The following is a 26,289-nucleotide window of genomic DNA, read 5'->3' as shown; positions in this document are numbered from 1 at the left end:
GTCACTTACCCCACCGGCACCAATGCGTCATCAAGCTCGAAGAATCTCGCGTAAGGTCCGCCTGCGAAATGACGCCGCAACTCTTCGAAATTTTCTACGGTTTCGTCCAGCGGCCGCTGTTCCAGGCGCTGAAGGGTACCGCTGCCTGAAAGTTGCAACGCAGGAACGCCCAGAAATCGCCAGGCGGCTTCCAGACATCCGGTGGGTTCACGCAGAAGTCTCTCATACTCGATCTCAAGCAACCTGTTCGAAGCGACGGAGTGCGCGACGCGAGCATGAAACTCATCAGCGGCCTTGAAGTAGTCCTCGCAGGTGTCGATCGACAAGTTGACGCGCGGCGGCGGAGCCGTATCGTCGTCCGAACTGAATTTCAGCCATTGGCGGCTTTGCCTTGCCTGCACCAGCGAACGCAGCGACTCCAAGGTGTTCCTGCGAGACAAAAGGATGACCTTGAGCCCTGGCCAGCGCGCCAGCTCGCTGAAAAAGCTCGGACGTTCCTGAAACTGCGGTTCGTTGATCTTGCATCCAACATGCGTGACCTTCTTGTCGCTCCGCATGGGAAATCGCAGATAGGCAAGTTCCAGAAGCTCGCGATCGCTGCTTAGCAGGCGATCCTTATCGGGCCAATTCGCGTCGTACGTGTTAAGCAGCTCACCGTTGCTCAACACGTTCGGATGCTCATTCAGCAACTCTTCAAGGTAGTGCGTTCCAGTTCTCGGCATTCCAAGGATCGCAAATGGCTCAGGCGCCGGTGCGGTGTTGGTCATTGCACGTGTTCCCGACTCAAATAATTCGTGAAAGTTTGGGTGGCGCCAGCATAACGAACTCGCCCACCCCGATCGGCGCGAGTCCAGTTTCACCCGCGTGACTTGCTCAAAAATTGGCGTAGGTTGCAGCAGGGAGGCCGCCGCGGCTCATGGTGCCGTCGTTCCATAGCGCTGATAGATCGATTGGATACCATCCAGGACTTCGCGTGACAGGTTGACTTTCAGGCTGGCGATGTTGTGCTGCAGTTGCTGCACAGAGGTGGCCCCTATCAGGGTGGTTGCCACAAATGGCCGGCCCCTGACGAACGACAACGCGCCGTGCACTGGATCGATGCCATGTTCACGGAAGAGCGTCGTATATGCGAGTGCCGCGTGCTGAGCCCTCTCGTTGCTGTAGCGGAAGAACCGTCCGAACAAGTTCAGCCGCGAGCCAGTTGGCCGGTGACCTCCGAGGTATTTCCCGGTCAGCGTGCCCATTGCGAGCGGCGAATACGCGAGGAGGCCCACCTGTTCGCGCAGCGCCATCTCGGCGAGACCATATTCGAAATCCAGGTTGAGCAGATTGTAAGGACTCTGAGTGCTTATCACGCGTGCTAGCCCTTGTGCTTCCGCGTGATGCAGGAAGCGCGCAAGACCCCAAGCTGTCTCGTTGCAGAGCCCGATGTGACGAACGCGACCGCTGTCGACGAGTGCGCTCAACGCTTCCAGCGTCTCCAGGATCGCAACAGTATCGTCGTCCAGCTCGTACTGGTAGTCGAGCAGCTGGAAGACGTTAGTGCTTCGGTCTGGCCAATGCAGCTGGAAGAGATCGATATAATCCGTCTCAAGCCTTCGGAGACTGGCGTCCACGGCCTCGAACAGATTGGCGCGAGTATAGCTGACCCGGCCGTCGCGCACATAAGGCAAGTTCGCTTTTCCTGCCCGAGCAGGCCCGACGGCTTTTGTTGCGAGCACAATGTCCTGCCTGCGGCCGGTCTTTCGTATCCAGCTGCCGATGCAACGCTCTGTCAGGCCATGCGTCTCCAGGCGGGGCGGCACGGGGTACATCTCTGCGGTATCGACAAAGTTTATGCCGGCATCGAGGGCCGCGTCCATCTGCGCGTGCGCCTCCGCTTCCGTATTCTGCTCTCCCCAGCTCATTGTGCCCAGGCCAAGCACACTTATCTTCAGACCGCTGCGGCCAAGTTCGCGACACTGCATCGCGTTCCTCCTTCTCGTGTAATCGTGGGTGGCGTCAAGACATCAGGCGCCGACGAAACAGTGCCGCCGATAGAAAGAACGGCAGGATTGTGTAGAGGCAAAGCGCGCCCATATGCAGGCCCATGCTGCCCGCCGGGCGGCCAAGCATTGCCGGACGTATGAGGTCGATTGCATGCGCTAGTGGCAAGAATTGCGCTGCCTGCTGGAAGGTCTGGGGCAGCTGCGTGATTGGAAACACCGCGCCGCACAAGAAAAGCATCGGTGTAAGGACAAGCGTCTGGTAAAAAATGAAGTAGTCGTAGCTGGGCGCAAGGGACGTGACCACCATCGCCAGGCTCGCGAAGGCAAATCCAGTGAGCACGATGACCGGTAGCGCATAAAGGACGGACGGCCACGTCGCATAGCCCAGCACGGTGGCGACAATCATAATACCCGTACCGGCGAGAAACGCCTTGCTGGCTGCCCATGCCAACTCACCGAGAACGATGTCGCCGAGTGTCATTTGTGTGTAAAGGATCCCTTCCCAGGTTCGCTGGGAGTTCATTCGCGCGAAAGCCGCATAAATCGTCTCGAATGTCGCAGACGTCATCGCGCTTGTCGCCACCATGCCGCCTGCCAGGAACGCGATGTAAGACGTGCCGTCGACGCGACCTACAACAAGTCCGAGGCCAAGGCCGAGGCCGAACAGGTAGATCATAGGATCAGCCAGGTTCCCGAGAATTGAAGCAAGTGCTACTTTCCTCCAGGCAAGATAGTTGCGTCGCCACACCGCGATCCAGTTCCAAGCGTTGGCGGGCAGAGCCGCGGCAAAACCTTCACCCATAGCTCACTTCTCCATCTCTCGCCCGGTCAGCCGCAAAAACACATCCTCTAGGTTCGGCGGACGCTGCAGAACACGCAATCCTGAGCGCTCGCGCAGCTGCACTCGCACCTTTTCCGGATCGGGGGCGTAGCAAAAGAGTGTCTCGCCGCTGATTTCGATGCGATCTGCATATGGTCTAATTAGAGAGTCCAGTTCATGCGGATTGCCGCCATAGATCTCGATTACCTCGCACCCGATCAGTTCATCGATCAGCGCGTGCGGACGCCCTTCTGCAATGTTGCGACCTCTTTCGAGCACGCAAAGCCGATCGCATAACCGCTCAGCCTCTTCCATGAAGTGGGTCGTCAAGATAATCGTCTTGCCGCGCGCCAGCAGGAAACGCAGGCGCTCCCAGATCAGGTGGCGTGCGTGCGGATCGAGACCGGTGGTCGGCTCGTCCATGACAAGCAGCTGCGGGTCATTGATCAATGCACGTGCAAGCGTCAGGCGCCGCTTCATGCCGCCCGAAAGTTCGGAGACCCGCGCATCTATCTTGCTCTCCAGGCGTGCGAACTCAAGAAGCGACGGCATGACCGCTTTGATCTTGCGTGTGTTCATGCCGAAGTAGCGTCCGTAGACCAGCAGGTTCTCGCGTACAGTGAACTCAGGGTCGAGGTTGTCGAACTGGGGCACCACGCCGATGCCCCTTCGCGCCAAGCGAGCCCTTGCCGGTACCGGCACCCCGAGCACAGTAATCTTCCCCGCATCAGGCGATGTCATGCCGAGGATCATACGCGCAATCGTGCTTTTGCCTGCGCCGTTCGGTCCAAGCAGCCCGAAGCATTCCCCCGGCGCAACGCTGAACGACAGCTTGTCGACCACAACCTTGTCGCCATAGGTCTTGCTTACGCCGGAAAGGTCGATAGACGTCATGGACATGCGCTCATCTTACCGTGAGGGCCGACTGGTTACTGCGAGGGCTGACTGGCGTTTCTTCGGTTACCTGCGTTTTCGTGTAGAGCAGGCCGTCGCACCATATGTTGTCAATGCGTCCCCATTCGCAGGCTGCAGCTGCATCCGGGAAAAAGCCTCGTCCATGGTAATTGGCACTCGTGTTGCAAAGCAGCGGAATGCCCGTGAGTTTTTCATATTCGACGAGTAGCTCGGCCACTTCATGAAGAGAGTGCCTCGACATGGTCTGCAATCGTGCCGATCCATCGAGATGGACAACAGCCGGAATTTTGTCCTGCCATTCCGAGTCTGATGATCGAACAGCATATAGGGATCCGGAGTTCCAGGGTTGAATATATTCGGCGCCCGGTCTTCCAGGCATATCGGCGCTACCGGCCGGAAGTGTTCGCGGAATTTCACGTCGTTCAGAAAATCCTTCATTTCCGGCGAGGTCGCGGCTGCCAGAATGCTTCGGCCTCCCAACGCGCGAGGTCCAAGCTCGGCGGGCCCGGAAAGGAAAACCACGGGCTTGTTGCTGGCGAGGATAGTGGCAAGTTCCGGCATGCCGCACAGCTGGGCCTTCCATCCCGGCGGCACACGCCCAATCTGCAAGACCGGGCCGCTGTAGACCGACCATTCCAGGGACACGAAGCCTTGCTGCTCCACCATTGCGCAGCAAGCGGCACCGATTGCCGAGCCGCTGTCATTCGGAAATGGCGGTACCCAGACGGCATTGAACAGGCCCGTCTCCCGCAGTGCACTGTTCCATTTGATATTGAGACCGCAACCCCCGGCTATACACAGGTTCTTCGGGCCCGGAAACGAATGGCGCCGCACAGCATTTGTCATTTCGCGGACAAGGAGACGCTCAAGGAAGAGATGAAACGACGCAAGCACGTCTTCAGGTGCCTTCGTCTCCAAACGCATCACGCTGGCTTCGAAGAAATCATGCACAGCTGCGAGCGAAGACTCGGCGTCCGTGATGTTGGCGCGGTAGCGACTGGCATGCTCCGTGTCGGCCGCAAAGTGCTCCTCGTAGAGCTCCTGAAACACCGCGACGATATCTTCATCAACCGACCCAAGCGCGATATAGGCCATCAGCTTACCAGCAATCCCTAGATCCCAACCTCCCCGGCTCGCCTTCTTATAGGGGCCGAAATAATGGCCCGCCGCAGCATAGGCCTGGCCTATCACAGGGAACAGGCACTCGAGGAACCGAGCGCCTCGGCCGTCCACGTAATAGAGGCGGGGAAAGATGCAGCCGTCCCAAACGAGGCAGAATGCAGGTTGCCCGGTGCTGGCAAAGGGGCTGGTGCAGTATGCGGAGGCCACGTGGCCCGTAACATGAGGATAGCTCTTGTAAGGAAATGCCCGGTCGTCGAGAACGAGTCCGGAGCCGTCGAGGGATTCGAGAAGGCCATCGGCATGGCGTTCGACATAAGGCGCCCCTTTTAGGGTTAAGGGCGTCACTCCACTGAGGACCTGGAACTGTGACTCGTCCTCACCATCCCAGCCGTCGATAACGAATTGATCAATATCGCGCGGATTGAGACCGTGTTGCGCCAAAGCGGCGACGACTGCGTCGAGATTGTCTACGGTTTGATATCGCGGATTGTTGTCCCGCTTCTCCTGCTCAATGCAGAAGACGAGCCGTCCGTCCTCGACAAGCGCGATCGCCCCGTCATGGGTCAGCTTGATACCACAGATGCGCATAGTGTCTCCATGTCTAACGTCGACGGTTCAGTTCGTCAGGAAGCAGAAACCGGATTCCGGAAACGGGCGAGCAAGCAGTCTTCGTTGACCGACTCACCCCGGCACTCGAGCCGCTCTACCTCGAGCAAAGTTTCGTTCAGCATGCCGACGACCGTCTCAGCACCAGCAACGTGGCCCCAGCGACGACAATTGGCGTCGCGCGCCGATCCGAAAACGAGATGTCCACCTGGCGCCAGCATCCGCACCAAATTGCGGACGGCCGCACGCATCTCGGCTATTCCTCCAACGTAGTAGAGCACTTCCGCCACAACGATCAGATCAAACCGCTCATCAGGTGCAAACTGTTGAACATCAGAGACTATCCAGCTGATGTGCGGCGGGTCCTTCATGCGTCGGCGCGCTTTTTCGATAGCTTGAGGCACAACATCGATCACGGTGAGGCGTTGGCAGTGGGGTGCTAGCTGCACCGTGAAGGCGCCGGCAGCGCACCCCACTTCGAGCGCATTTGAGATAGATCCCTGGGCAAGCGACAGGCGGAGCATCTGAGTGTGGCGCTCACGCTCGAATGGATTGGCGTCGAGTCCCCATGGATCGTCTGCGGCCAGTTCCCGATTCAGCAATTGATAATTGTCGATCTGTGTCAACTCGTTCACCTCGGGTATGTAGCTCTTACTCGTCGCTGCAAATGCATTCAGACGTCACTAGCCTCGAAGAGTCGCGTGCAAGGTTGAGCCTTCGAAGCGGTGTCGTATGTCCCGAACATTCTTCAGTCGTCGAACGTTGGATGGGGCCCTGTTCCGCCGCTTTTTTCGACGAGCTGCCAGCAGAGCTGCGCGACAGCCAGTCGCTATTGCTCAGTGTGCACAACGCGTAGGCCTTCAAGGGCAGCAACAGAAAAATGTTGATGAATGTGTGCAGAGAAAAGCCCAGGAATCGAAGCTGGCGGGCCCGAAACGCCACAATGCTGCAGCGAATCATGGTCATCGCCACAATCATCAGGACTGTCCACCAAGGCGCGGTCCCTGTCAGTGCGAGCTGTACGAGCGCTGTTAGTACCGATAGCGCCAGAAGCAACGGTCCGAGATTCTGTCCGACCACGTCCAGTGTCAGAAAGCGATTGAGGCCGGGCAGCAGGCGCAGTCCAAGCAACGTATCCCGGAACGTGCTCCGTGCCCAGCGCAGTTGTTGGCGCAGATACGGACCTAGCCTGTTCGGAACGACTGTAGCTGCGATGGCGCTTGGCACGTACTCGGTTCGAAAGCCGGCTTTCAGCATGAGAATGGTGAGATGCCGATCCTCACCGAAATCGCTTGGCTTGCCCCGAAAATATTGGGACTCGTACTGGTCCAGCAGCATGACGAGCGCAGAGCGGCGGTACATGGCACATGGGCCGCAGCAGCACATAACGGCCCCGAAGCGAGCCTGTGCGGCACGCTCCTCGTTGCAAGCCAGCCAGTACTCCATATCGATCAAACGGGTCAGCCAACTGTCGCTTCGGTTGCTGGCCGTCAACTGTCCCATGGCCGCGCCGACGGCCGGATCCTGCATCTTGGGTACAAGCTTGGTGATGACATCGGACGCGAGTATCGTGTCAGAGTCGACGTTTAACACCAGATCTCCATGAGAGCGGCGTATCGCGGCGATCTGTGCCTTGCGCTTTCCGACATTCTGAGGAAGCAGAATGATATCGAACCTCGGGTCGCGCGCGAAGGTCTCGTGCACGGGTCGCAACGCGTCGCGATTGCCAGAACCGTCATCCACCACATAGACGCGCATTTCCCCGGGGTATTGCTGATCTGCGATGGAAGCCAGGCACTCAGACAGCGTGCTCGGGTCTTCGTTGAAGCAAGGGACGATGACGTCCACGCTCGGCAGCTGGTCGAAGCCGACCGGGCGCTCAGACGCCGATGAATCGAATGCCGGCTGAGAGTAAACGGCCTGCATGCTTTTATAAGCAGTCGAGAGCAGCGCATAAAGCGAGATGGCGACGGTGCTGGTTGTATCAAGAAAATTCATGGGATCTCTTCTTCAGTGATCTTGAGGAAGCGAGCGGATTACAAAGCCGCGGCCATGCAAGGCAGGAATTAGGCTGGATAGCGCCAAGATGGTCTGCGCGCGCAGATTGCGGCCAGTGCCGGGCTGCATTTCGTTGGGAGGACATCCGTCGTGCAAGAGCACAATTGCGCCCGGCCGAACAGAGTCGAGCACTGCATCAACAATGGCGTCGACGCCAGGGCAGGACCAGTCTCGAGGATCGACCGACCAATGGACCCCGGTCAACCCAGCTTTCGCCGACGCCGTCAGCACTTCTTCGCTCCAGATGCCATATGGAGCACGGATGTGCCGCACCGAGGCGTGAGGGCACGCCGCCTTGATGGCTCTGTTCGCCTGAAGTATTTCAAGCTCTACTTCGCCCGGTCCGCATGTGGACAGGTCCGGATGTGTCATCGTGTGGTTGGCGACTTCATGCCCTTCTGCGACCATTCGTTGGACGAGGCTTGGCTGGTCGGCCGCGAACTGGCCGATGACGAAGAATGTTGCCGAGACCCGGTGTTCCGCCAGCACATCGAGAATTGCCGGAGTACAAAATGGATGAGGACCGTCGTCGAACGTCAAGTAAACGCTGCGCTGAGCGGTATCGTCACTGCCGGCGCTGCGCACTTCAGTCAAGCAATCGAGGTGCGTCATAGCTCTGGCCCGTTCCGATCGATGATCGTGCCGCTTGGCCAGTCGGAGATCGACTGACCAACCGGCAGAACGATGACAAGTGGGTCATCGATGCGTATGGGCGGTTTGTCGAGACGCGCCTCTGGCAGGGTGAACCGCACCTGAACCCCAGACATGACGGTCAACAGACCGTACCGGGCGAATCTCTCAATATGTTTGCGCAGCGCATGCCGAACTGTGCCGAAAGCGAAGGGAACGCCAAGCTCCTGCAGTACTGGAAGCATGACATGGATCGAGTGGGAGATGCCGAGCCCTTCAAGGTCCGGGCGTACCCCGTACAATCCTAGTTCAGCCACGAGTTGGTCGACTTCACCAACCTTGATAAAACGGCGTAGCAAGCCCATGTGGGCAGCAACCCCACGGGAATCATAGGCGATTGCCCGCAGCTCAGGCCTGGCTCCGGCCCAACTTCGACTGCCCTCGAAAGGCTTTGCATTGAACTCGCCGGTCGGGCCATAGGTCTTTCGAAAGAACTCGCAGAGCTCTACATGGTCGGAGAGTTGCAACTCATTTTCCCAGCATAGACGCCATTGCACCTCAGAGCGCATGCAAAGACCTCCTCATTTTTGCTGCTGCTAGGCCCGATCACACGATCGAAGCTGCGAGCGATGTTGAACGTCAGAGGCTGTCGTCAGCGATCGCGATCACCTGTAACTGGAACGCTCGAACCTGTCGTAACACCACGTTCCAGAACTGCCTGGGCTGCCTAACCACTTCCGGTCCCTTCCTGCGCCACTCGCAAAATGCGCCGTCGATGGATCTTGATTTTCGTCAAGTGATCGGCTTCTAATGGAGCAGGCCAATGAATTCGTAAAATCGATTGTTTGGATGGCATGCATCGACGGCATGGATGGATTAGCGGTCGTGAGCGCGTCAGTCTGTGTCGTGCTGAACCTCTAATTGGGCAAGCTGGCAGGCGTTCAGCATCAAAAGATTAGTCCGCGCGGCCGTCGTGGTTATCCCACCTATTGAGGCCGTCCTCAGATCAAAAACTGCGAGCCAACATCGGCGCGCCTGAGCATAGGATCGGGCACCGTCGGTTGAGACGGGAAGTTGCTCCCTCTCAAGACGTCGCCCAAACGCACCCGCATCCCAGGGCCAGCAATTGCAAAGCGCCAAGCATGTCCTGCAGTGCATTCAACACATGGATGCATGCCATCCATATAATCGATTTTACCAATGTTACGGAAAGCTGCATGGAGGAACGACGCGAATTCTCGTGCAACATCGCTTGAACCGCGGCGCCTAATGTTAACTGCTACACGATATGCGAGGACATGCGACCGCTACACGAATACAACTCCGTATTTCGATGAGGTACGGCTTTCACTTCACGCAAGGCCTCACGCGAAATTCTTCGTGATTGTGTGCGTCTGCCTGGCCTTGGCGGCCACCAAGCAAAATGAAGACTGACCACAGGGTACGTTGAACAAGACAAAGTTCCAGTGTGGAACTGCAGATGCAGCTGGCCCGCTCAGCTTCGTTGCACAGGGAACTGAAACAGGAATTTGGGTGAGGGCAATGGCCGATCAGCTGGCAACCGAGATTATCGAAAAGATAAAAGCTCATGCGGACAAAGACAAAGAAATTACGATGGACTCAGAGCTCGGAGATCTTGAAATCCACTCGCTCGAATTGACCGAGATCGTCTTTGATCTCGAGGTCGCCTACGGCATTGAGATCGAGATGAGCACTTCCGAGGCCTGGAGCAACCTCAAGAACGTCGGCGACCTCGTCGAGGCGACACGCGCTTTAATTACAGCTAAGAGTTAGCTTTCGCATGGCCCGGTCCCGTATCGTAATAACCGGCCTCGGCGGCATCTGCGGCTTGGGCGTCAACGTGCCATCCATCTGGGGAGCGATGGCAGCAGGCCGATCGGCGATCGGCGAGATCACCAGGATCCACCTCCATAAGACGAAAATCCGCACCGGGGCAGAGGTCAAGCAGTTGCCCGAGGTCGAGTTCGATCGCAAGCGCCTTGCGACGATGGACCGCTACAGCCTGCTGGCTGTTCTCGCCGCTGGCGAGGCGCTTCGGCAATCGGGGCTCACCGTCGACAATGTCAACACCAATCGCATCGGCGCGGTTGTCGGCACAGCTATCTTCGGTGCTGAGACGCTCGAAGAGAACTATCGCGGGCTCTTCATCGACGGGAAATCACACACGAATGTCTTTGCGGTGCCTCGCTCCATGCCAGGCGCACCGGCCAGTCAGGTAAGCATGGTCTACGGGCTGCGTGGGCCCGTGTTCGGCGTAACGTCGGCCTGCTCGTCGTCAAACCACGCGTTCATATCTGCGATCGACCAGCTGAGGCTCGGCAGGGCTGACGTCATGTTGGCTGGCGGTACCGACGCGCCGTTCGCCTTTGGTGTGTTGAAGGCTTGGGAGGCGCTGCGCGCCGTCGCCCGCGAGACTTGCCGGCCGTTTTCTGCCGATCGAGACGGCCTGGTGCTCGGCGAGGGCGCGGGCATGGCGGTCCTCGAGACCTATGGGCACGCCGTGGCGCGCGGCGCTCCGATCCTTGCCGAGCTTGCCGGCACTGGAATGTCCGCAGACGCATCCGACATTGTCGCACCGAGCGTCGAAGGCCCGATCGCCGCAATCAAGGCCTGTCTTGCCGATGCCGGGCTCCTGCCTGAGGACATTGACTATGTCAACGCGCACGGCACAGGCACCAAATACAACGACCGGCTCGAGACCCAGGCAATTCGCCGCGTCTTCGGCAGTCACGCCGATGTCCTTTCGGTTTCCTCGACCAAGTCGTTGCATGCCCACTGCATGGGGGCATCCGGCGCTCTGGAGCTGATTGCCTGTGTCATGTCGCTCCGCGACGGGCTAATCCCGCCGACTGCGAACTACCGGGAGAAGGATCCGGAGTGCGACCTCGACGTGACACCCAGCACTTCGCGCCAGCGCAAGGTGCGAGCAGCGATCAGCAATTCTTTCGCCTTCGGCGGCACCAACGCCGTGCTGGCGATTACGGCGGCCTGACGGCTCTTGCGAAGGAGCCGCATTGAAATCAGAGAAATTCTGCGGCAAAAAGTCGGCGGCCGGACGGAGCCATCCACGCAAATGCAGTCCCAGGTCCCGGAGGAAGAAAGGCGCAGCCGTTGTCGTGAACGCAATGACGGCATGGGTCCGCGACAGACGCTGCGCACTTAAATTTCAAAAGCTTAAGCGTAATTGCTGGAGCAGCCCCTGATGAGGCTGCGATCGGCAAGCCGGTCGAGCATGAAACCACAGTGTTGGCGCATAGAAGAAGATCCAACGATGTTCATGCTTTACTGCATCAGGTCTCGCCCGAGTGGGTACTCAGCCGTGAGCGTCCGCAGTAAGCATGTGGGTACCTCAGGGCACGCTCGCACACATCAAAAGCAATCGAGCTCCCTATAGCTCCGGCCCGTTACGTTCGATCATTGTACCGGCGGGCCAATCGGAGATTGGCCGCCCCACTGGCAGAACGATGACAAGTGCATCTTCGATACGCGTTGGCGGCTTGTCGAGACGAGCTTCTGGGAGCGTGGACTGCACGCGAAGCCCCGACAGGACGGTCACTGGACTATGTCGGCCAAGTCTCTCAACATGCTGCTGCAGCGCGTGCCTGACCGTGCCGAAAGCGAACGGAACCTCAAGCTCCTGCAATGTTGGAAGCATAACGCGGATTGAATGACTGATTCCGAGTCTTTCGAGATCCCGACGCACCCCGTACAAGCCAAGTTCAGCCACCAGGAGGTCAACCGCGCCAACCTTGATGAAACGGCGCAACACGCCCAAATGGGCCGCTACACCGTCCGAGTCGTAGGCAATCGCGCGAAGCTCTGGCCTCGCTCCGGCCCAACTTCTGCTGCCTTCGAATGGTTTGGCGTTGAACTCGCCGGTCGGCCCATATGTCTTTTGGAAGAACTCAGCGAGTTCGATATGGTCGGCGAGTTGCAACTCGTTTTCCCAGCACAGCTTCCACCGCACCTCAGAGCCCATGCACAGACCTCTCCTTCTTCGCTAATTCTTGGGACAGTTTAGGCGATTGAAAGCAACGCTCGATGGGGCGCGTCCGCTAGCCCATTGAGCTCGTACAATCCTTCAGGGGACCATGTTCCAGAGCTGACAGGCGTTCCAACCACTTTCGGTCACTTCCTGCACCGCTCGCAATTTGCCGACGATGCCCTTGATTTCTTTCGATTGACAACGATCTAATGGAGTAAGCCGGTAAATACGTAAAATCGATAGTTTGGATGTCACGCATCCACACCATGGATAATTGAGCAAATGCGTTTCAAGGGCCTTGATTTAAATCTCCTCGTCGCGCTCGACGCGTTGATGACCGAACGGAACCTCACGGCTGCCGCACGCAGCATCAATCTCAGTCAGCCGGCCATGAGCGCGGCGATCGGGCGCCTGCGCACCTATTTCGACGATGAGCTCTTTACAATGATTGGCCGTGAGCTGATTCCCACACCACGTGCGGAACGGCTTGCCCCGGCGGTTCGCGAGACCCTGCTGCACGTCCAGGTCTCGATCATTTCCTCGGATCCGTTTGACCCGGCCCAGTCGGATCGTCGCTTCAGAATCATCCTTTCCGACTACGCCACAATCGTTTTTTTCGAGAAGATCGTGGAGCGGGCTGCGCGCGAAGCGCCGGGCGTCAGCTTTGAATTTCTGCCCATTGCGGACGACTATGAGGACCTTCTTCGGCGCGGCGACATCGATCTTCTGATCCTGCCGGAAATCTTCATGTCAAACGCTCATCCTCGAGCGAAACTGTTCGAGGAGGTACATGTTTGCGTCGGTTGTCGCGCGAACGAGCAACTGTCAGAGCCGCTTACATTCGAGAAATACATGTCGATGGGGCATGTCGTGGTCAAGTTCGGCAATACGCGCAAGCCATCCCTCGAAGAATGGTATTTGCTCGAACACGGCATGAAGAGACGTGTCGACGTTGTGGTACAGGGCTTCAGCATGATAGCGCCCATGGTATCGGGTACCGAGCGTATAGGGACCATGCCTCTAAGACTGGCACAGCGTTTCGCAAAAACTATTCCGCTGCGGATCGTCGAGCTCCCGTTGCCACTTCCCCCATTCACCGAGGCCGTTCAATGGCCTGCCCTTCACAATAGTGATCCTGCAAGCCTCTGGATGCGCGATATGCTGGTAGAGGAGGCATCCCGCATGGGTTTGCCGCAAGAGCCCAGGTGACGTTTCGGCGGCCCGGATTCAAGCGTTCAAACCGCAGCGCGGGGTACCGCCATCGTAGAGTAGATTACAACCCGGGCGCTCGCGCCAAGCTGAGCCTCGCAGCCGAGACAAGCATGACCGAGTTTCGAGTTGGTGTATCACATCGTCAGGCAACTCGGTCCATAATTTCCGACCGAATGGTTGTCGCGGTGTAGAGCGAAGCCTCTAGTGGCAGGTTTCCAAATGCGAGTTGACATAGCAGATAGTTGGCGCCTGCCGCCTCCAGCTGATCAAGAAGGGCTTGCCGCACAGAAGCTGCCGTTCCTGCTACGCACAATTCACTTTCGATCGCTGCATCGAAGGTCAAAGGCAGGTTTGGTGGTGTCGGGATCCCATTGAGTTCGTAGAGAAACTTAAAGCTTTCGAGCCACCGGGTGTAAGCAGGCATCGCAAGCGAAACCGCTTCTCTTTCAGAGCGTCCAATTACAACCATGCGAAGCAGGCCTAGAAACGGCGCTTGATCGTCGACGTCAATGCAGCGCTCTCGATAGGCGCGGTAGGCGTCAGTGACTTTGCGAACTGAAGCGGCAGGCCCTACGCACGCGATGTTCGTACCGTTCGCGGCCGCCCAGCTTGCGGACTCGGGTCGATTGGTGGCGATCCAGGTCGGCGGATGCGGACGCTGATATGGCCTCAGCGTCAACGGAACGCTATTCAGCTCGAAATAGTCGCCTTGATAGGACAGCGTACCCCCTCTCATTGCATTCATAAGTATCGTGCTGGCTTCCGCGTAGCGTTCTGGTGCCGCGTCCGCACCGATCCCGAAGTAACCCAATTCGATCGGGAGAGAGCCGCGCCCTATGCCCAGCTCTAGCCTGCCACCGCTCAATTGATCCAGCATGCAGATCTCTTCAAACGCGCGTAGCGGATGACAAAGGCTAAGCAGCATTACCATTGGGCCGAGACGAAGCTGCCGGGTACGCTGTGCGACGCTCGATAGGAACAGATTTGGCGACGGACCTCTCCCATGAGGGGTAAAATGGTGCTCTGCGAGATGATACGCATAGAAACCGAGGCGATCACACGTCTCCGCCAGCGTCAGACGATCCGCGTATTGTCGGGCGATATCGCTGCCGTCCTCGTCCAGGTGATCGAAGATGCCGATGGCGAGGTTAGAAGAAGAGGCGCTTTTCATTCAATTATCTCCAACTCTGGCGCGGAAATTTTGGCAGCCGGCCCAAGCGACCGCTGGCATTGATGTGTATCTGGTCCGAGAATTGTCTTTGCTCCTCATTTCGATATTGGTCCTCTCAGTGCGGCGTCGGACAGCGCGGCAGCGGTGACCGTCAGTACGCACGGGCTTATCCCTGGAGCTTTGCTGAGTGGCTCCAGCGAAAGGCGATACCCATTCTCGTTCGCGGTTCTACGAAGCGAGGATGTGGGCTTGTCTGAATTTGAAGATCAGTGGGTGTAAGTGTGCCTGTGGCTAACAGTCAGAACTCAGCGGCCAGCGTCGTGCTGAAGCCGGCCAGAAATGTCTCTGACAGCTGTGAGAAAAGCATCCATTTGGGCTTTTGTACCGATGCTGACGCGAATGCAGTTTTCGAGACCATCTTCAGGAAATACGGCAACGAGTATCTTTCGCTTCTTCAGAGATGCTTGCCACCAAGTTCCGTCTTGCCCTGAAGGCACTTGGGCCAGCAGGAAATTGGCATTGGAAGGTGTCACGGAGAAACCAAGTTGCGACAGCGCCACGCACACTCTCTGTCTTTCCCGCTTGATATGTATGTGGTTCTCTTCATACGCTTCACGATGGGAAAGGATGCCGATGCCAACGGCATGGCCGATCACGTTCATGTTGAAGACATTCTGAAGATTGCGCAGCCTTCCAACAAGCTCAGGATGACCCAAACCGAAACCAATCCGAATGCCGGCGGCGGCATAGCTTTTCGAAAATGTTCTCAAGATCAGAAGGTTCGAATAGCGATCGAGAAGGCGCAGCGCATTGTCCGGCGCAAAGTCGACATAGGCCTCATCCACCACGATCAATCGGTCCGATTGTGCTACGAGGCTCTCGATTTCGGCTACCGGAAGAAACGTTCCGGTAGGGTTGTTCGGATTGGCTAATAGGATGAACTTGGCATCTTTGGCAGGGCCGAAAAGCAGTTGCTCTGTCGGCAGCACATAAGCTTCGCTCAATGGTATTTCGAGAAATTTAGCGCCCTGCAAAGTGGCGAGTTTGCGGTTGAACGAAAATCCTGGCGAAATCATCGCCACGGCATCGCCCGGACTAAGGAAAGCCTTATAGATAAGCCCTAGCAGTTCAGAGGAACCGTTGCCGGCGATCACGTGATCCCTACAGAGCCCGTACGCTTTGGCAGCTGCTTCCCTCAAGCTGAAATTATCATCTTGCGGATAGAGATACTGGCGTTTGAGCGCCGCAACGGCGCACTCCATCACGGGCGCCGGCAGCGCAAATGGATTCTCATTCGTGTCGAGTTTGACATAGGTTGCATCAGGCACCGGCCATTTGGACGGCAGCGCATTTAACTCACTCGCCTGCTGCGAAAGAGATGAAAGCACGCTCTGCAATTTCGCGTCAGGCATATCTTTCTCCGTTTTCAGTCTCCACGTCCGAGGCCTCGCCGTTTGGTTGAGTGTTTAGCGCCAGTTTGGCGTTCCGCTTTGGAGCGCGGTCGGATCCTTTGCGGCAGGTCGCCGCGCCATAGAAGCACACCCACGAGACCAGACTGACGGAGGAGCGTCAATAAATTTCCTGATGCGATGATAGGATTCTATCTTTAAATCTATCATTATGATAGATCGCCAAAGCTCGCGCTCTCGGTCGGATATGGAATGTTTTCCGGCAAGTAGATCTCGAACGGCAGGTCGATTTGCCCTGAAGGAATTGCCGTTCCGGTTTCGATTACCCGCGCCATCAACGTCGTCAGCTCGCGACACAGCCGCCGTAACGGCGTGGCGATCGCCATCGTGATGACGCCATCTGCCAGCGCCGCCCGTGAGTCCGGTGTAATCTCATTGACGATTACGACAAGATCCCGGCGCTCGCGCCGCTCGCGCAGCGCCGCGATGGCTCCCTCCATAGCGCCACCAGGCACATAAAATCCGATGAGCTCGGGTTCATGGTGAATGATATCGAGAGTAGCTTCATAGGTGAGCTGCCGTGTCTCGGGGCTCACCAACGTAGCGAGCACCTCGAATTTCTGCGCGTTCTCACGGAAATACGAACGGAAGCCAATCTCCCGAAGCTCCTCCGCCAGGGAACGGTGACCTGCAACGAAGACCGCCACTTTGCCCGGCCGTTTTGCGGCCTTGGCTACCATCCAGGCAGCCGTCCGCCCAACCTGCCGGTTGTTAAGCCCGACATAGCCCGCGCGTGCGCCCGCAGCGAAATCGGAAAGCAGAGAGAAGACCGGAACGCCTTTTGCCTTCAAATCTTCGACTGCTGCCGTGATCGTCGGGTGGTCCGGAGCGACCATGGCAATCGCATGGCAGCGTGCGCCCATATTTTTGAGAAGCACTGCCAGGTCGCCGGGTGCATTCGACGTTACGAACTCGATGGACGGAATGCCGTGAAAAGAAGATGCGGCATTCACTGCCGCCTCGACTTCGCGTGCAAGGGCGGCAAAGAAGGGGTGTGCGGGCTTCTTGAGAATAAAACCCAGCCGGTAGTCAGACAGATTCTGCTGCCTCCGCTGCTCCATGAGGCGAGCCGTAGGATAGCCGAGCGCGCGCGCCGCCTCGTAGACGCGCCGCGCGGTCTCTTCCCGTACCGGATGGCGGGCGTTCAAAACTCGATCGACCGTCGCAACGCTTAATCCTGATTCGCGTGCGAGATCGCTAATTGTGGGACGCTTGGTCATGGCTCTATCTGATAAATCGTCATCGGAAAGGATGCAAAGACATGATGTATTTTGATGGATATCTATCAACCCATCCACGGCATCGATGCATTGCATCGCGGCACCAGAGCGGTCGAGGCAGGGGCGCGAGAAATGGAGAAAAATGTGGGCGGGCGGAATCAATCTCTAGTTGTGTATCACCGTTTCCCTACGCCGTGGCCGGGTCGCGCAACTCCCCTCAGCAAGGCCGGGGCGATCGCCTTGTGCAAGGGAATCGCCGCGGCGAAAACGAGCCCCCCGATCGCGCTCCGGCGGCGCACCAAGGTGGTCATTCCGATGACCTGGCCGTCGGCAGGACCTTCACGAACATCCACCACAATACGAAAATGCAAGTGCCGCGCATCATAGCCGACGACAGTTTCCCGTTCGCCGCTGTGCATGATCGGAATGCTGCCGATCAGGTCGGATTGAGTGGGGTGCGGGGCCGCGTTCAGCCCAAGGGCAGTTGCCACGCAGTTGCGCCATTCCCAAAAACTTCGCACCCAGCCCGCAGCGTTCCGAAGTGCTCGGAGTGCCGCTTCGGCGGCAGTCATGCGCTCGGAGAAGAGGAGAAGCTCGTGACGATCGGCCCAGTCTGCTCCCGGAAGCCAAGGGTTCGGCAAACTGACGGGCACCCTTCGTGGTCTCATGAGTGCTTCCTTTCGCCTTTGCTAAGCGCATTGCCGGGGCGCTTGCCGCCACCCTGAATGGTCCATGATTGCTCCGGGAGCAGGTACCAGCTACGAGACCGCTTGTCGCAGCCGAGCGCCAATCGTCGCACGTGCGTCCCACCAGAAAGCCGCAGCGGCTTTAGGACGACGACATCAAAGCCCAAGACCGGGCCGCATAAGCCATAGAGGCAGAACGCTTGAGCATGGCAGCGTTGGTAGACAGGCCGCGTGCTCAAATGCAAATCGGTTGGCAGTTCGCGAGCTCTGCATCACGGCAACCCGCTAGTCACGCAGTCGTTTGCGCCACTGGTCCGCTCAGCGGCGTTGCACGATTGTTGCGCCAAAAAGATGATTCGGGTTATCGTCCGCGCAAAATGCGCCGAAGTTCATTTCGGTTGAGCAAAGTATTCCAAACTTGCAACGGAGAAAAACCGACCGGACCAGAAAAGAAAACCGCCCCGAAACAGATCCGGAAGCGGTTTGCTAAATAATCAATTTTGCCAAATCCTCAGTAGCAAACCTCACTTCCCCCGTCAACTTAAAAAACACCGTTTCGGTGAATGGGGTTTCTTTGCCTGGTCTCCAACACAGGAGACGAGAGTGCGAGAACCGATGCCACCAAAGCGGTCGATCGGCCGTAGACAGACGCCCACACGTGCCGAATTCCGACGGCTGGCACTATCGGCTGAAATCGGCACCGTGACACGCGGACAGCTCGCCGTGCTTGCGCAAAATCTGCCCTGCACGGGGATGGTCAATGCGACCGAAGCGTATCTTTTGACCACACTGATCAACACGGCACCTGCGGAAGCTTTCGACAAAGGCGGCCGGCCAATCGTCTTCAAGTCGAACCAGCAACTCGCTTTCGAAATCAATCGGTCGGCCGGGCGGGTGAGCCGGCTGCTGTCGAGGCTTTTCGATGCCGGGCTGATCACCATGCAGGACAGCGGCAACTACAAGCGATATCCCACCCGAGACGTCGAAGGCGTCATTGTCGACGGTTGCGGGATCGACCTGCGAATACTCATCGTTCGTTACCGCGAGCTTGATGAACTCGTAAGGCAAGCCAGAGTCGAAAAGGCTGCCGCAAATGCAGCGCTGCGGCGGTATCGCGGAGCTTTGCGTAATCTGCGACGTGCGCTTGCTTCGGCTTGCTGCCTTCCGCAGCGCACGCGGGCGCGGCTTGAGGTGCGTCTTGAAAAAGTCATCATTTTGGTCGGCATCGCGACGCGCGCATCAAGCGCCCTGTTGCTTCGCGCTACCGCGCTTCTTGAGTGGTTTGTCGAACGGGTTATGCAGCTCCCGCGCCGGCCTGAAGTTGCGTTTGCGCCGCAAGATTCGGCATGCAAATGTGTCGAAAGCGGCATGCACAGACAGAGTACAAGCCCTGATTCACATGAAGAGAGTAACGATAACCAGTGTACGGCTACCGCTGGACCAATGACTTCAGCCAGGGCGGGCGCCGCCAGCGAAGGGGCTTCTGAAGCAAGCCCGAGGCGACGCGGGCGCGCAGTCAAACAACCACGTCATTCGCGGCAGGAGATGGTCGCACTGCAGGACATATTGCGAGCCATACCAGCACTGAGCACTTACGGTTTGGCGCTGCCCCGCAGTTGGGCCGATCTCACCCGGATTGCTCCGCAAATGTGCCGACTTGCCGGTATTTCGGACGATGCGCGGCGCCGCGCCGTCGATCAGATGGGCGAGCACCGGGCCGCCGTTGCGATCGCGATTACCCTGCAGAAGCTGGATCGGCAGGAAGTCTCCTCGCCAGAGGGCTATCTGCGAGCAATGACTGAGCGGGCGGGCTCCGGCGAACTACACCTTTCCCGTTCGATCTTTGGGCTCGCGGCCCGCTACACCATGGAGCCGCTGACTTAGGTTCGAAATAACATCTTCAGGCACGGGACAGAAGAGCGTTCAATGCGCTCTTTCGTTGTCGCATGCCCGACAATATCCGACAAACGTCACAACAGTCTTGAAGTATCACCCTGCTTCTAAACGAATTTCTCCTTGGCACGGTAGGTGCAAGGCTATTCCCAGCCGCATCACACGCCGGGAGAAGGGCTTTGTCGCAAACTGATAGGCAACGACACGAGTGCTCCACGTTTTCACACGTCGGCGCCGTTAGCGCCCCGCTTGCACCATCGCCCTTCGTTCAACGCGAGGAAAGAAACACATTCACCAGCAAAGTCGCGCTTCCGTCTGGGGTCGTACGGCAAGGGAACTCGGTCGGACAGCGCATGCGACAGGCGTCCGGATCTCACGCCAGTGGAAAGCTGTTGCAGCGGCGCCGTCGCAAGATCTGGAGATCGTACGCCTCGTTGGACGCGGACGCAGCGTCGAAAGGGACCGACCCATGCCGATTGCTATGAAAAGGCCGGGGACGGATCGCCTCGCCAAAAATGGCATTGAAGCCGTGGCAATGTGCGAACGGGCTACCGCATGCGTCATCGCCGGGCTTAGCCTGGTTCACGTCTGCGGGAGCAACATTGCAGCCTCCGCGACATCCCCTTCTCGAGCTTAGGCTCAACAATGCCCCTGTGGCTGAATAGGTCACTCAGTTTGCCGAGCAGGTGATTGGCCGTGGGCTCCGCCCCAATGGGCGTCGGGAATACCAATTCAGCAACGAACTCCGACAACCGTGCGCAACGATGGAGTTCCGACCAGAGCAGTCCAATCCCGCTTCTTTGGGATGGCGTCCTGGCACGGTTCCGGATCTTCCACGATCAACCCGCGAGGGGTCCGTGCGCCAAGCTGCGGCCGCTGCCGCTTCGCGTTGCGGTGATCGCGTCCGGAAGCCGTGCCTTTGAGGAGCCATCGAGCGGGATTGGCCCGCTCCTATTGGAGGCTCTCGAATGTCGCACGATCTCTCACTCGCACAGTCCCGCGCCTTTCAGCTTTCCCGCGACCTGATGGCCCCGGTCACCCTCTTCACCGTCGACGGCCAATACGGCGTTCTCCCGTCCGACGAAATCGAGCCGGACGATGATCTTGAAATCGTCCATGAATACACGCCCTGGCATTGAGCCTCCGGCATAGCTTGCGGCTTTGCCGCTTGCGAGCGGCAGGCCGCAAGGGAGGCTTCGCCGCGGCCGACCTTTGCATGATTCACCAAATTGCCGGCCGCGCCCTTGCGTCCTTTGCTCTTCGCGGCCGCTCAAGCGGCGGACGGATAGAGCTGAGGAAATGGAGGCGATCGCTCTCGCGATCGGAAGGAAAATGGAGAGACGAGAAATAGAAACGCTCCGCGACAAGGTAAGCTGCGCCGCGGTTCTGGAACAGGCCGGTTTTGCAAACGATGCCAAGGAAAGCACCCGGCGGGCCCTGAAGTTTCGGCGCGGCGGCGAGATCATTATCGTCACGCATGAGGGCCGCGGATGGTTCGACCCTCTCAGCGATGCAAAAGGCGATGTCTTCGGGCTCGTCCAGCATCTCGATCGCGTCGCCTTCATGGAATGCCTTGAAAAGGTCGCTGGCCTCGTGGGGTTCGAAGTTTCCGGACCGGAGCGACAGCTTCGCATTGCCGACGACCAATTCGACCTTTCTATGGCCGATCGCTGGCAAGCGCGACGCCGCCCTTGGCCAGGCTCATCGACGTGGCGCTACCTCCATTATGAGCGCTGCCTGCCCGTGGCTCTGCTTCGCGCAGCGATCAAGGGCAACCTCCTTCGCGAAGGCCCTCACGGCAGCATGTGGGCCGCCCATACGAATGAGGCCTGTGAAGTCACCGGTTGGGAGGCGCGGGGTCCACAATATCGGGGCTTCGCCTCCGGAGGAGCGAAGGTGCTTTTCCGCTTTGGGCCTGGAACTGCACTGCGCCTGGCCGTCACGGAAGCTGCCATCGACGCCATGAGCCTCGCGGCAATCGAGGGACTGCGCGATGGTACGCTCTATCTCAGCACCGGCGGCGGCTGGTCGCCGACCACGGCCGCCGCGCTCCGCGAACTGGCCAGGCGCCCCGACGTCCAGCTCGTCGCCGCCACTGACGCCAATCCCCAGGGCGAGTTTTTTGCCGAGCGGTTGCGGCTGCTCGCCGGTGATGCCGGCTGCGACTGGACGCGACTCCGGCCGTCGGAGGAGGACTGGAACGAAACGCTGAAACTTAAGGGAAATAGAAGAGAGGGAAAGGAGGAGCAGGCAAAGGCGTGCCGCATGCGCGCCACCCGCGTCAGGCTTCGCCCGGCTTCAGCCGGCCCTTGACCCGCCCGGTCGCAATGTCGGCGGCCCGAACGGGGTGGATGGCGAGTCGAGAGGGCTGTGCCGCGCTTCGGTCCGGAACGGTGCGATCAAGGCCGGGCCGCCCTTCTGAGGCGGCACTTTTTTGTCCTGCAATGTGACCAGGTCCGCCTGATCGACCGGGGTCCCGGCTGTCGGGGATTTTCCCCGACCCGTCCTCCGGCTGACGCCTGCGTAAAGGACGGCGCGGCCCAGCGGCGCCGATGAGGCAGCATGGCCCGATCCGGCGAGTCTCTCTCATGTTGGCGCGGAGGCGCGCGGCCGATAGCCGCGTTTTCGCTTCCGTCGCAGCAGATCGAGAAACAGTTCGACGGCTTCCTCTTCCCGCCCGAAATGATGGATCATTGTCTGACCCTTTGCGCCAATGCGGCCCCACGTCCTGAGCAGGCAAATATCCCCGAACAGGTTCGGCTCGATCGACATGGCGTAGTAGCGCGCCATGTTCTTTGCCGCATCCGTGCGTTCGACATAGAGGTGATAGAGCTGCGAGATCATGAGATCAGAATCGCCGATCCCGGGAGTCACGTCCAACGACACTTATGAATCGTTCGGCAAGGATCGATTCACATCAGTGATGATAAGCGAAGCTTCCGCAGGGATTTTGAGCGAGACGCCTGCGGCGCACAGCCTTAATCGCGCTCACCAAACCGCGAGCGCAGTTTGGCCATCCGAGTGACGATTGCTCGCGACAGCTTAGCCGCACCACCCGTGTCTTGCGCCGTCCCAGCGCCTCGCGAGGCCTTCAATGATGAGACTGTCTCCTAGTGAGCGCCCACTCGCGTGACGGTACGGAGTTTGCGGCCATATTTGTCCTCGTCGCGCCAAACCGGACGATAGCGAGACTTTTCCGGCATTGAGCAGCGCCAGCAGGCGTGCTTTCGCCGCCTCGCCTTTTATCCGTTCCGCCTCGCAGCGCGGTGGGCTGAGCTCCGGCGTGTCGATATCCGCGATGCGGATCTTCTCCCCCTTGAACCAGAACGTGTCGCCATCGACGACGCAGTTCATTCGCGTGCTATCGCCGCAGAATGAAAACGCGGCCGCCGACGTATCCGTCGGAGGTATGTTGCTCAGAGCGAGGACACCAGAGAGATCGCCGGCGCCGCCGAAGGCAAGCCATCCTCCCGCAGCAATGATGATGGCTAAGATGACCGCTGTCAGCGATGTGTTCGGGCCGTTCTTTCCCGATCGGGGCCATTTTCCCTGTGGGCGATTTCGATCTTTCCTGCTGCCGGAATTTCGCGCGCTTCTGAACGGAACCACATTCGATTTCGCCACTTGCCGGTCCTCTTCGGTTTGGCTCAACCAATCTCGGACTCGGTTCAGTCTTTAAGGACATGCCGAGATTCGGGTGGTGTGCGAGGGGCGGGCGCAGTCGGTCCCGCCTCCCTTGGGGCCACTTTGTTGAGGCTCCTGCGGCTGCGCTGTTCCCGCTCCTCGCACGACGAGAATTCCCGAAATCCCGCCCTTTGGCGGCCGCTATGCTGATTTCTCCGATGCTCTTCATCTCTCCGGATCGCCCTTGCTCGTTGCACTGCGCGTCGGCCGATCAGGCAAGCTCGCTACGTCTTTCCCGGCTTCGGAAAACCGGTTCTTGCCCACGCACCCCTTCATATCGTCACGCCGGAACCAGATCGCGCGTCCGCAACGCAACGGTGCATTTCCAGCGGTGAAAACGATCTGTTCGTCGGCACGCATGCGCAGCACCTCATGCGGCTGGATCAGCGGTCGAGCTGCAAGTTGCTTCGATCGTGTGCGCGATGACCCTTTCGACTGGAAACTGCGGCTGACCTGGTCGATCTCCACCGTCGTCGTGCCGCAACGGCGGGAAATGTATTCCGCAGTCTCCGGATCGTTGATCGCGGCGAAGGAAATCCAGCTGGCGCTCTCGAACCACTTGCTGGCGGCTTCCCGGCCGCCATAGGTCTCGCGCATCTGGCCGATCGACTGGTAGATCATGGTCAGTGTGATCCCATACTTACGGCCGGCGTCCCGGGCGGTCTCGAGGATCCGCATGTAACCAAGGCGCGCCACCTCATCAAGGACGAAGAGCGCCCTCCCCTGCATCGCGCCATTGCGGTTGTAGATCGCGTTCAGAAACGAGCCGATGATGACGCGCGCCAGGCCCGAATGCGTCTCTAGTGTCTTGAGATCGACGTTGATGAAGACGTCCGTCTTTCCTCCGGCAAGATCGCTCGTCGTGAAGGTCGTTCCCGAAACCAGGGCGGCGTAGTTCGGGTAGGACAGCCAGTGCGTTTCCTTCACTGCATTGGCGTAGACCCCCGAAAAGGTCTCCGGCGTCATGTTGACGAAGGCAGCGACATTTTCCTTCACGAAATCCGAGTCCGAATTTTCGTAGATCGACTGCAGGCGTTGGCGCAACTTGGGTTCCGGCTCGGAGAGATTCTTTCGCACCTGCCGGAGCGTCTGGTCGATTTCCTTCGTGTGTCCGGAGAGACAAATGTCGGCCATGAGCGCTGTCAGCAGTTGCAGAGCCGCGCCGCGAAAGAAGTCGTCGCGGACGCCACGCGCGCCACCGCTGTCGCTGATGATCCACGAAGCAACGGAGGCGATATCCTCCTCTTTCGTTCCGCCGAAGCGGCCGATCCAGTCGAGCGCGTTGAAACCGATCTCGGATTGTTTCGGATCGAGGACGAAGACGTCGCGGTTGGCGCTGCCACGGTGGTTCGAAACCATCGGCGCCACCTCGTTTGACGGATCGAGGACGACGAGCGCTCCACCCCATTTGAGCGCCGTCGGGATCGTGACTGACGTCGTCTTGAAACCGCCGGAACCGGCGAAGACGATGCCGTGCGACGAGCCGAACGAGCCGTCGAAGCAAAGCAGGGGCGACGTGCCGCCCGATCCCCACGTCGCGGCGCTGTCGGCGCGAAACGATTGCACGGCGACGCTGTCCCTGTCGACACGATAGCGCTCGCCAATGACGATGCCCCCGCTCTCGGGAAACAGCGTTCCGGCTTGCGACAGCTTCATCCAATCCGCCTCACCGTGCAGAGCCCGCTTGCCGTAGATGCGTTTCGGCTCGGCTCTGGCGAAAGCGGCGTTACCGCCAATCGCTACCCGCATGCCGAACAGCGCCGACATCAGCGCGATGGTGGCTCCGATCGCAGTCGCGGGATCCAGATAGTTGAATATGGACTTGCCGACCGGGACCTGTTCGGCGAATGCGAAGAGCCTCATTGCCTCACGTATGGCTGCGGTGAGGAGCGTCCCTATCGCACCCGCGACGACGCCCCAACCGGTCGCCCTGATCCTCATCGAGCCCGCGCTCGCGAACAGAAAGGAGATACCGACGAGCGACACGACGACATAGGGCAAAGCGATGCCGGCGCGGCCGAGCATCTGCCGTGCCGCATCCGTCTTGCCGAACGCGGAAAGCCATTGTTCGATCCCGGTCATGCCGATGCCCGCGAGGATCATCAAGGCACAGGGTGCAAGGAAAAGCAGGATCCTAGTCATCGGTCTCCCCGAAGGCCTCTGCACCGATTGCCGTTAGCCGGGAGCGCTCCTGCTCGTCTCCCTTCAGCCGCCGGCTCGCATCGATAAGGAGCCCAAGCAGCAGCGCCCGCTTCTCGTAGCGCAGCCCCGCCTTGACGATCAGTCCGCCGAGTTCGATTTTTTCGCGCGTATCCTTCTTGCGGGCGTCGGATGTCGTCGCTCTTCGCATCCGCTCAAGCCTCGCCAACCCCGCCCTGAGCCGCGCCAGACGCGTTCTGCGTGGCGGGCATGCTGCTCTCTTCGGCGCCGGCAGCCCTCTTTCCTCCGGTCGAACGGGCCTCGCCTCCGCGAAAGCGTGTCGCCACATCCTCGAACGCCGCCTGCAGTTCACCTTCCTCGATCTCGATCTCGCCGAACCCGGCCTTGAGCGCGATCCGGCCGATGCGCTCGGCCTCGCGGGTCTCGGCTAGCTTGAGCTGCTCCTGGAGCTTGGCGATTTCGTCGCGAATTCTAAAAGCTGGTTTTTTCATTTCGACTGTCTCCTTGGGCGTGAAAGCCTGTCTTTCGGACCCAATGTTCCGGAGGTGAGTGCGGAACGCACTACTGTGAATCATACAATCGCCAAGGGCGATGCTTTCGCGAATGATCCCGGCCGCTCGGTGAGAGCGGCATCCAAGGGCGCAATTAT

Annotated in this window: 23 protein-coding genes and 2 pseudogenes; 6 read left to right on the top strand and 19 right to left on the bottom strand. The window is 58.9% G+C overall.

Going from position 1 to position 26,289, the window contains the following annotated elements; all coding sequences use genetic code 11:
- Nucleotides 1-5: 5 nt before the first annotated feature.
- The 9 genes and pseudogenes from CO664_RS25705 to CO664_RS25665 all read right to left on the bottom strand — a co-directional run bounded on the left by CO664_RS25705 (nucleotide 6) and on the right by CO664_RS25665 (nucleotide 8,708).
- The gene (locus CO664_RS25705; protein WP_097527837.1) at nucleotides 6-767 is read right to left on the bottom strand and encodes a sulfotransferase; all 762 of its coding nucleotides are present in this window, start codon (nucleotides 765-767) and stop codon (nucleotides 6-8) included.
- A gap of 147 nt (nucleotides 768-914) precedes the next feature.
- Nucleotides 915-1,967, bottom strand: coding sequence for an NADP(H)-dependent aldo-keto reductase (locus CO664_RS25700; RefSeq protein WP_097527836.1), 1,053 nt, complete (start codon nucleotides 1,965-1,967; stop codon nucleotides 915-917).
- 34 nt (nucleotides 1,968-2,001) lie between these two features.
- Nucleotides 2,002-2,790, bottom strand: coding sequence for an ABC transporter permease (locus CO664_RS25695; RefSeq protein ID WP_097540301.1), 789 nt, complete (start codon nucleotides 2,788-2,790; stop codon nucleotides 2,002-2,004).
- A 3-nt stretch (nucleotides 2,791-2,793) separates the two neighbouring features.
- Nucleotides 2,794-3,708 carry a nodulation factor ABC transporter ATP-binding protein NodI gene (gene nodI / locus CO664_RS25690; protein ID WP_097540300.1) on the bottom strand — a complete coding sequence of 305 codons (915 nt, stop codon included), beginning with the start codon at nucleotides 3,706-3,708 and terminating at the stop codon, nucleotides 2,794-2,796.
- A 4-nt stretch (nucleotides 3,709-3,712) separates the two neighbouring features.
- Nucleotides 3,713-5,433, bottom strand: a pseudogene (gene nodU / locus CO664_RS25685) (nodulation protein NodU).
- Between the two features lie 35 nt (nucleotides 5,434-5,468).
- Nucleotides 5,469-6,086 carry a nodulation methyltransferase NodS gene (gene nodS / locus CO664_RS25680; RefSeq protein ID WP_097540299.1) on the bottom strand — a complete coding sequence of 206 codons (618 nt, stop codon included), beginning with the start codon at nucleotides 6,084-6,086 and terminating at the stop codon, nucleotides 5,469-5,471.
- A 16-nt stretch (nucleotides 6,087-6,102) separates the two neighbouring features.
- Nucleotides 6,103-7,449, bottom strand: a complete 1,347-nt coding sequence (gene nodC / locus CO664_RS25675) for a chitooligosaccharide synthase NodC (RefSeq protein ID WP_097540298.1) — start codon at nucleotides 7,447-7,449, stop codon at nucleotides 6,103-6,105.
- 12 nt (nucleotides 7,450-7,461) lie between these two features.
- A complete protein-coding gene (gene nodB / locus CO664_RS25670) occupies nucleotides 7,462-8,121 on the bottom strand; it encodes a chitooligosaccharide deacetylase NodB (protein ID WP_097540297.1) in 660 nt (219 codons plus the stop codon).
- Entirely contained in the window at nucleotides 8,118-8,708 is a 591-nt protein-coding gene (locus CO664_RS25665; RefSeq protein WP_097540296.1) for a NodA family N-acyltransferase, read from the bottom strand. Before CO664_RS25665 ends, nodB begins: the two co-directional genes overlap by 4 nt.
- 973 nt (nucleotides 8,709-9,681) lie before the next feature.
- On the opposite strand from CO664_RS25665, the gene CO664_RS25660 reads away from it, so the two are divergent.
- A complete protein-coding gene (locus CO664_RS25660) occupies nucleotides 9,682-9,933 on the top strand; it encodes an acyl carrier protein (protein WP_037390236.1) in 252 nt (83 codons plus the stop codon).
- A gap of 7 nt (nucleotides 9,934-9,940) precedes the next feature.
- Nucleotides 9,941-11,152: a beta-ketoacyl-[acyl-carrier-protein] synthase family protein gene (locus tag CO664_RS25655; RefSeq protein ID WP_097540295.1), complete on the top strand. Its 1,212-nt coding sequence runs from the start codon at nucleotides 9,941-9,943 to the stop codon at nucleotides 11,150-11,152.
- A gap of 396 nt (nucleotides 11,153-11,548) precedes the next feature.
- On the opposite strand, the gene CO664_RS25650 is transcribed toward CO664_RS25655, so the two are convergent.
- A complete protein-coding gene (locus CO664_RS25650) occupies nucleotides 11,549-12,139 on the bottom strand; it encodes a NodA family N-acyltransferase (RefSeq protein ID WP_097540294.1) in 591 nt (196 codons plus the stop codon).
- A 288-nt stretch (nucleotides 12,140-12,427) separates the two neighbouring features.
- Here CO664_RS25650 and CO664_RS25645 point away from each other — a divergent pair, with 288 nt between their 5' ends.
- The gene (locus tag CO664_RS25645; protein WP_097540293.1) at nucleotides 12,428-13,354 is read left to right on the top strand and encodes a LysR family transcriptional regulator; all 927 of its coding nucleotides are present in this window, start codon (nucleotides 12,428-12,430) and stop codon (nucleotides 13,352-13,354) included.
- Between the two features lie 145 nt (nucleotides 13,355-13,499).
- Here CO664_RS25645 and CO664_RS25640 read toward each other — a convergent pair whose 3' ends face one another.
- From CO664_RS25640 to CO664_RS25625, 4 genes are all read right to left on the bottom strand, one after another.
- Complete coding sequence (locus tag CO664_RS25640) at nucleotides 13,500-14,528, bottom strand: LLM class flavin-dependent oxidoreductase (protein WP_097540292.1); 1,029 nt, start codon at nucleotides 14,526-14,528, stop codon at nucleotides 13,500-13,502.
- 305 nt (nucleotides 14,529-14,833) lie between these two features.
- Nucleotides 14,834-15,940: a histidinol-phosphate transaminase gene (gene hisC, locus CO664_RS25635; protein ID WP_097540291.1), complete on the bottom strand. Its 1,107-nt coding sequence runs from the start codon at nucleotides 15,938-15,940 to the stop codon at nucleotides 14,834-14,836.
- Nucleotides 15,941-16,146: 206 nt separating this feature from the next.
- Nucleotides 16,147-17,217: a LacI family DNA-binding transcriptional regulator gene (locus tag CO664_RS25630; RefSeq protein WP_097540290.1), complete on the bottom strand. Its 1,071-nt coding sequence runs from the start codon at nucleotides 17,215-17,217 to the stop codon at nucleotides 16,147-16,149.
- Nucleotides 17,218-17,393: 176 nt separating this feature from the next.
- A complete protein-coding gene (locus CO664_RS25625; RefSeq protein WP_234819999.1) occupies nucleotides 17,394-17,789 on the bottom strand; it encodes a DUF2867 domain-containing protein in 396 nt (131 codons plus the stop codon).
- Nucleotides 17,790-18,518: 729 nt separating this feature from the next.
- Here CO664_RS25625 and repC point away from each other — a divergent pair.
- The 3 genes from repC to CO664_RS25615 all read left to right on the top strand — a co-directional run bounded on the left by repC (nucleotide 18,519) and on the right by CO664_RS25615 (nucleotide 22,109).
- Nucleotides 18,519-19,787, top strand: a complete 1,269-nt coding sequence (gene repC, locus CO664_RS25620; protein WP_097540288.1) for a plasmid replication protein RepC — start codon at nucleotides 18,519-18,521, stop codon at nucleotides 19,785-19,787.
- Between the two features lie 977 nt (nucleotides 19,788-20,764).
- On the top strand, nucleotides 20,765-20,935 hold the full coding sequence (locus CO664_RS30870) for a hypothetical protein (RefSeq protein WP_176536675.1): 171 nt from the start codon (nucleotides 20,765-20,767) through the stop codon (nucleotides 20,933-20,935).
- A 193-nt stretch (nucleotides 20,936-21,128) separates the two neighbouring features.
- Nucleotides 21,129-22,109 (top strand): DUF3991 and toprim domain-containing protein, encoded by a 981-nt coding sequence (locus CO664_RS25615; protein ID WP_234819997.1) that lies wholly within the window; start codon nucleotides 21,129-21,131, stop codon nucleotides 22,107-22,109.
- Nucleotides 22,110-22,382: 273 nt separating this feature from the next.
- Here CO664_RS25615 and CO664_RS25610 read toward each other — a convergent pair whose 3' ends face one another.
- The 5 genes and pseudogenes from CO664_RS25610 to traC all read right to left on the bottom strand — a co-directional run bounded on the left by CO664_RS25610 (nucleotide 22,383) and on the right by traC (nucleotide 26,131).
- Nucleotides 22,383-22,640 (bottom strand): WGR domain-containing protein, encoded by a 258-nt coding sequence (locus CO664_RS25610; RefSeq protein ID WP_097540308.1) that lies wholly within the window; start codon nucleotides 22,638-22,640, stop codon nucleotides 22,383-22,385.
- Between the two features lie 198 nt (nucleotides 22,641-22,838).
- A pseudogene (locus tag CO664_RS25605) lies at nucleotides 22,839-23,282 on the bottom strand (thermonuclease family protein).
- Nucleotides 23,283-23,645: 363 nt separating this feature from the next.
- Entirely contained in the window at nucleotides 23,646-25,622 is a 1,977-nt protein-coding gene (gene traG, locus CO664_RS25600; RefSeq protein ID WP_097540287.1) for a Ti-type conjugative transfer system protein TraG, read from the bottom strand.
- Entirely contained in the window at nucleotides 25,615-25,830 is a 216-nt protein-coding gene (locus CO664_RS25595; protein ID WP_018097559.1) for a type IV conjugative transfer system coupling protein TraD, read from the bottom strand. Before CO664_RS25595 ends, traG begins: the two co-directional genes overlap by 8 nt.
- 4 nt (nucleotides 25,831-25,834) lie before the next feature.
- Complete coding sequence (gene traC / locus CO664_RS25590; protein ID WP_097540286.1) at nucleotides 25,835-26,131, bottom strand: conjugal transfer protein TraC; 297 nt, start codon at nucleotides 26,129-26,131, stop codon at nucleotides 25,835-25,837.
- Between the last annotated feature and the right edge of the window lie 158 nt (nucleotides 26,132-26,289).

This window comes from Sinorhizobium sp. NG07B (assembly GCF_002532005.1).
In the GTDB taxonomy this organism is placed as follows: domain Bacteria; phylum Pseudomonadota; class Alphaproteobacteria; order Rhizobiales; family Rhizobiaceae; genus Sinorhizobium; species Sinorhizobium fredii_C.
Note: the sequence above shows the minus strand (reverse complement) of the source record. Positions and strands in the feature narration are given on the sequence as shown.

Excerpts from the sequence above, each read along its gene's own strand:
- CO664_RS25645 (WP_097540293.1), top strand. The coding sequence starts at position 12,428 with ATGCGTTTCAAGGGCCTTGATTTAAATCTCCTCGTCGCGCTCGACGCG.
- CO664_RS25695 (WP_097540301.1), bottom strand. The coding sequence starts at position 2,790 with ATGGGTGAAGGTTTTGCCGCGGCTCTGCCCGCCAACGCTTGGAACTGG.
- CO664_RS30870 (WP_176536675.1), top strand. The coding sequence starts at position 20,765 with ATGTCGCACGATCTCTCACTCGCACAGTCCCGCGCCTTTCAGCTTTCC.
- CO664_RS25660 (WP_037390236.1), top strand. The coding sequence starts at position 9,682 with ATGGCCGATCAGCTGGCAACCGAGATTATCGAAAAGATAAAAGCTCAT.
- nodC (WP_097540298.1), bottom strand. The coding sequence starts at position 7,449 with ATGAATTTTCTTGATACAACCAGCACCGTCGCCATCTCGCTTTATGCG.
- CO664_RS25640 (WP_097540292.1), bottom strand. The coding sequence starts at position 14,528 with ATGAAAAGCGCCTCTTCTTCTAACCTCGCCATCGGCATCTTCGATCAC.
- CO664_RS25655 (WP_097540295.1), top strand. The coding sequence starts at position 9,941 with ATGGCCCGGTCCCGTATCGTAATAACCGGCCTCGGCGGCATCTGCGGC.
- CO664_RS25700 (WP_097527836.1), bottom strand. The coding sequence starts at position 1,967 with ATGCAGTGTCGCGAACTTGGCCGCAGCGGTCTGAAGATAAGTGTGCTT.
- CO664_RS25615 (WP_234819997.1), top strand. The coding sequence starts at position 21,129 with ATGGAGAGACGAGAAATAGAAACGCTCCGCGACAAGGTAAGCTGCGCC.
- repC (WP_097540288.1), top strand. The coding sequence starts at position 18,519 with ATGCCACCAAAGCGGTCGATCGGCCGTAGACAGACGCCCACACGTGCC.
- CO664_RS25595 (WP_018097559.1), bottom strand. The coding sequence starts at position 25,830 with ATGCGAAGAGCGACGACATCCGACGCCCGCAAGAAGGATACGCGCGAA.
- CO664_RS25630 (WP_097540290.1), bottom strand. The coding sequence starts at position 17,217 with ATGACCAAGCGTCCCACAATTAGCGATCTCGCACGCGAATCAGGATTA.
- CO664_RS25650 (WP_097540294.1), bottom strand. The coding sequence starts at position 12,139 with ATGGGCTCTGAGGTGCGGTGGAAGCTGTGCTGGGAAAACGAGTTGCAA.
- hisC (WP_097540291.1), bottom strand. The coding sequence starts at position 15,940 with ATGCCTGACGCGAAATTGCAGAGCGTGCTTTCATCTCTTTCGCAGCAG.
- CO664_RS25610 (WP_097540308.1), bottom strand. The coding sequence starts at position 22,640 with ATGATCTCGCAGCTCTATCACCTCTATGTCGAACGCACGGATGCGGCA.
- traG (WP_097540287.1), bottom strand. The coding sequence starts at position 25,622 with ATGACTAGGATCCTGCTTTTCCTTGCACCCTGTGCCTTGATGATCCTC.
- traC (WP_097540286.1), bottom strand. The coding sequence starts at position 26,131 with ATGAAAAAACCAGCTTTTAGAATTCGCGACGAAATCGCCAAGCTCCAG.
- CO664_RS25625 (WP_234819999.1), bottom strand. The coding sequence starts at position 17,789 with ATGACTGCCGCCGAAGCGGCACTCCGAGCACTTCGGAACGCTGCGGGC.
- CO664_RS25665 (WP_097540296.1), bottom strand. The coding sequence starts at position 8,708 with ATGCGCTCTGAGGTGCAATGGCGTCTATGCTGGGAAAATGAGTTGCAA.
- nodI (WP_097540300.1), bottom strand. The coding sequence starts at position 3,708 with ATGTCCATGACGTCTATCGACCTTTCCGGCGTAAGCAAGACCTATGGC.
- CO664_RS25705 (WP_097527837.1), bottom strand. The coding sequence starts at position 767 with ATGACCAACACCGCACCGGCGCCTGAGCCATTTGCGATCCTTGGAATG.
- nodB (WP_097540297.1), bottom strand. The coding sequence starts at position 8,121 with ATGACGCACCTCGATTGCTTGACTGAAGTGCGCAGCGCCGGCAGTGAC.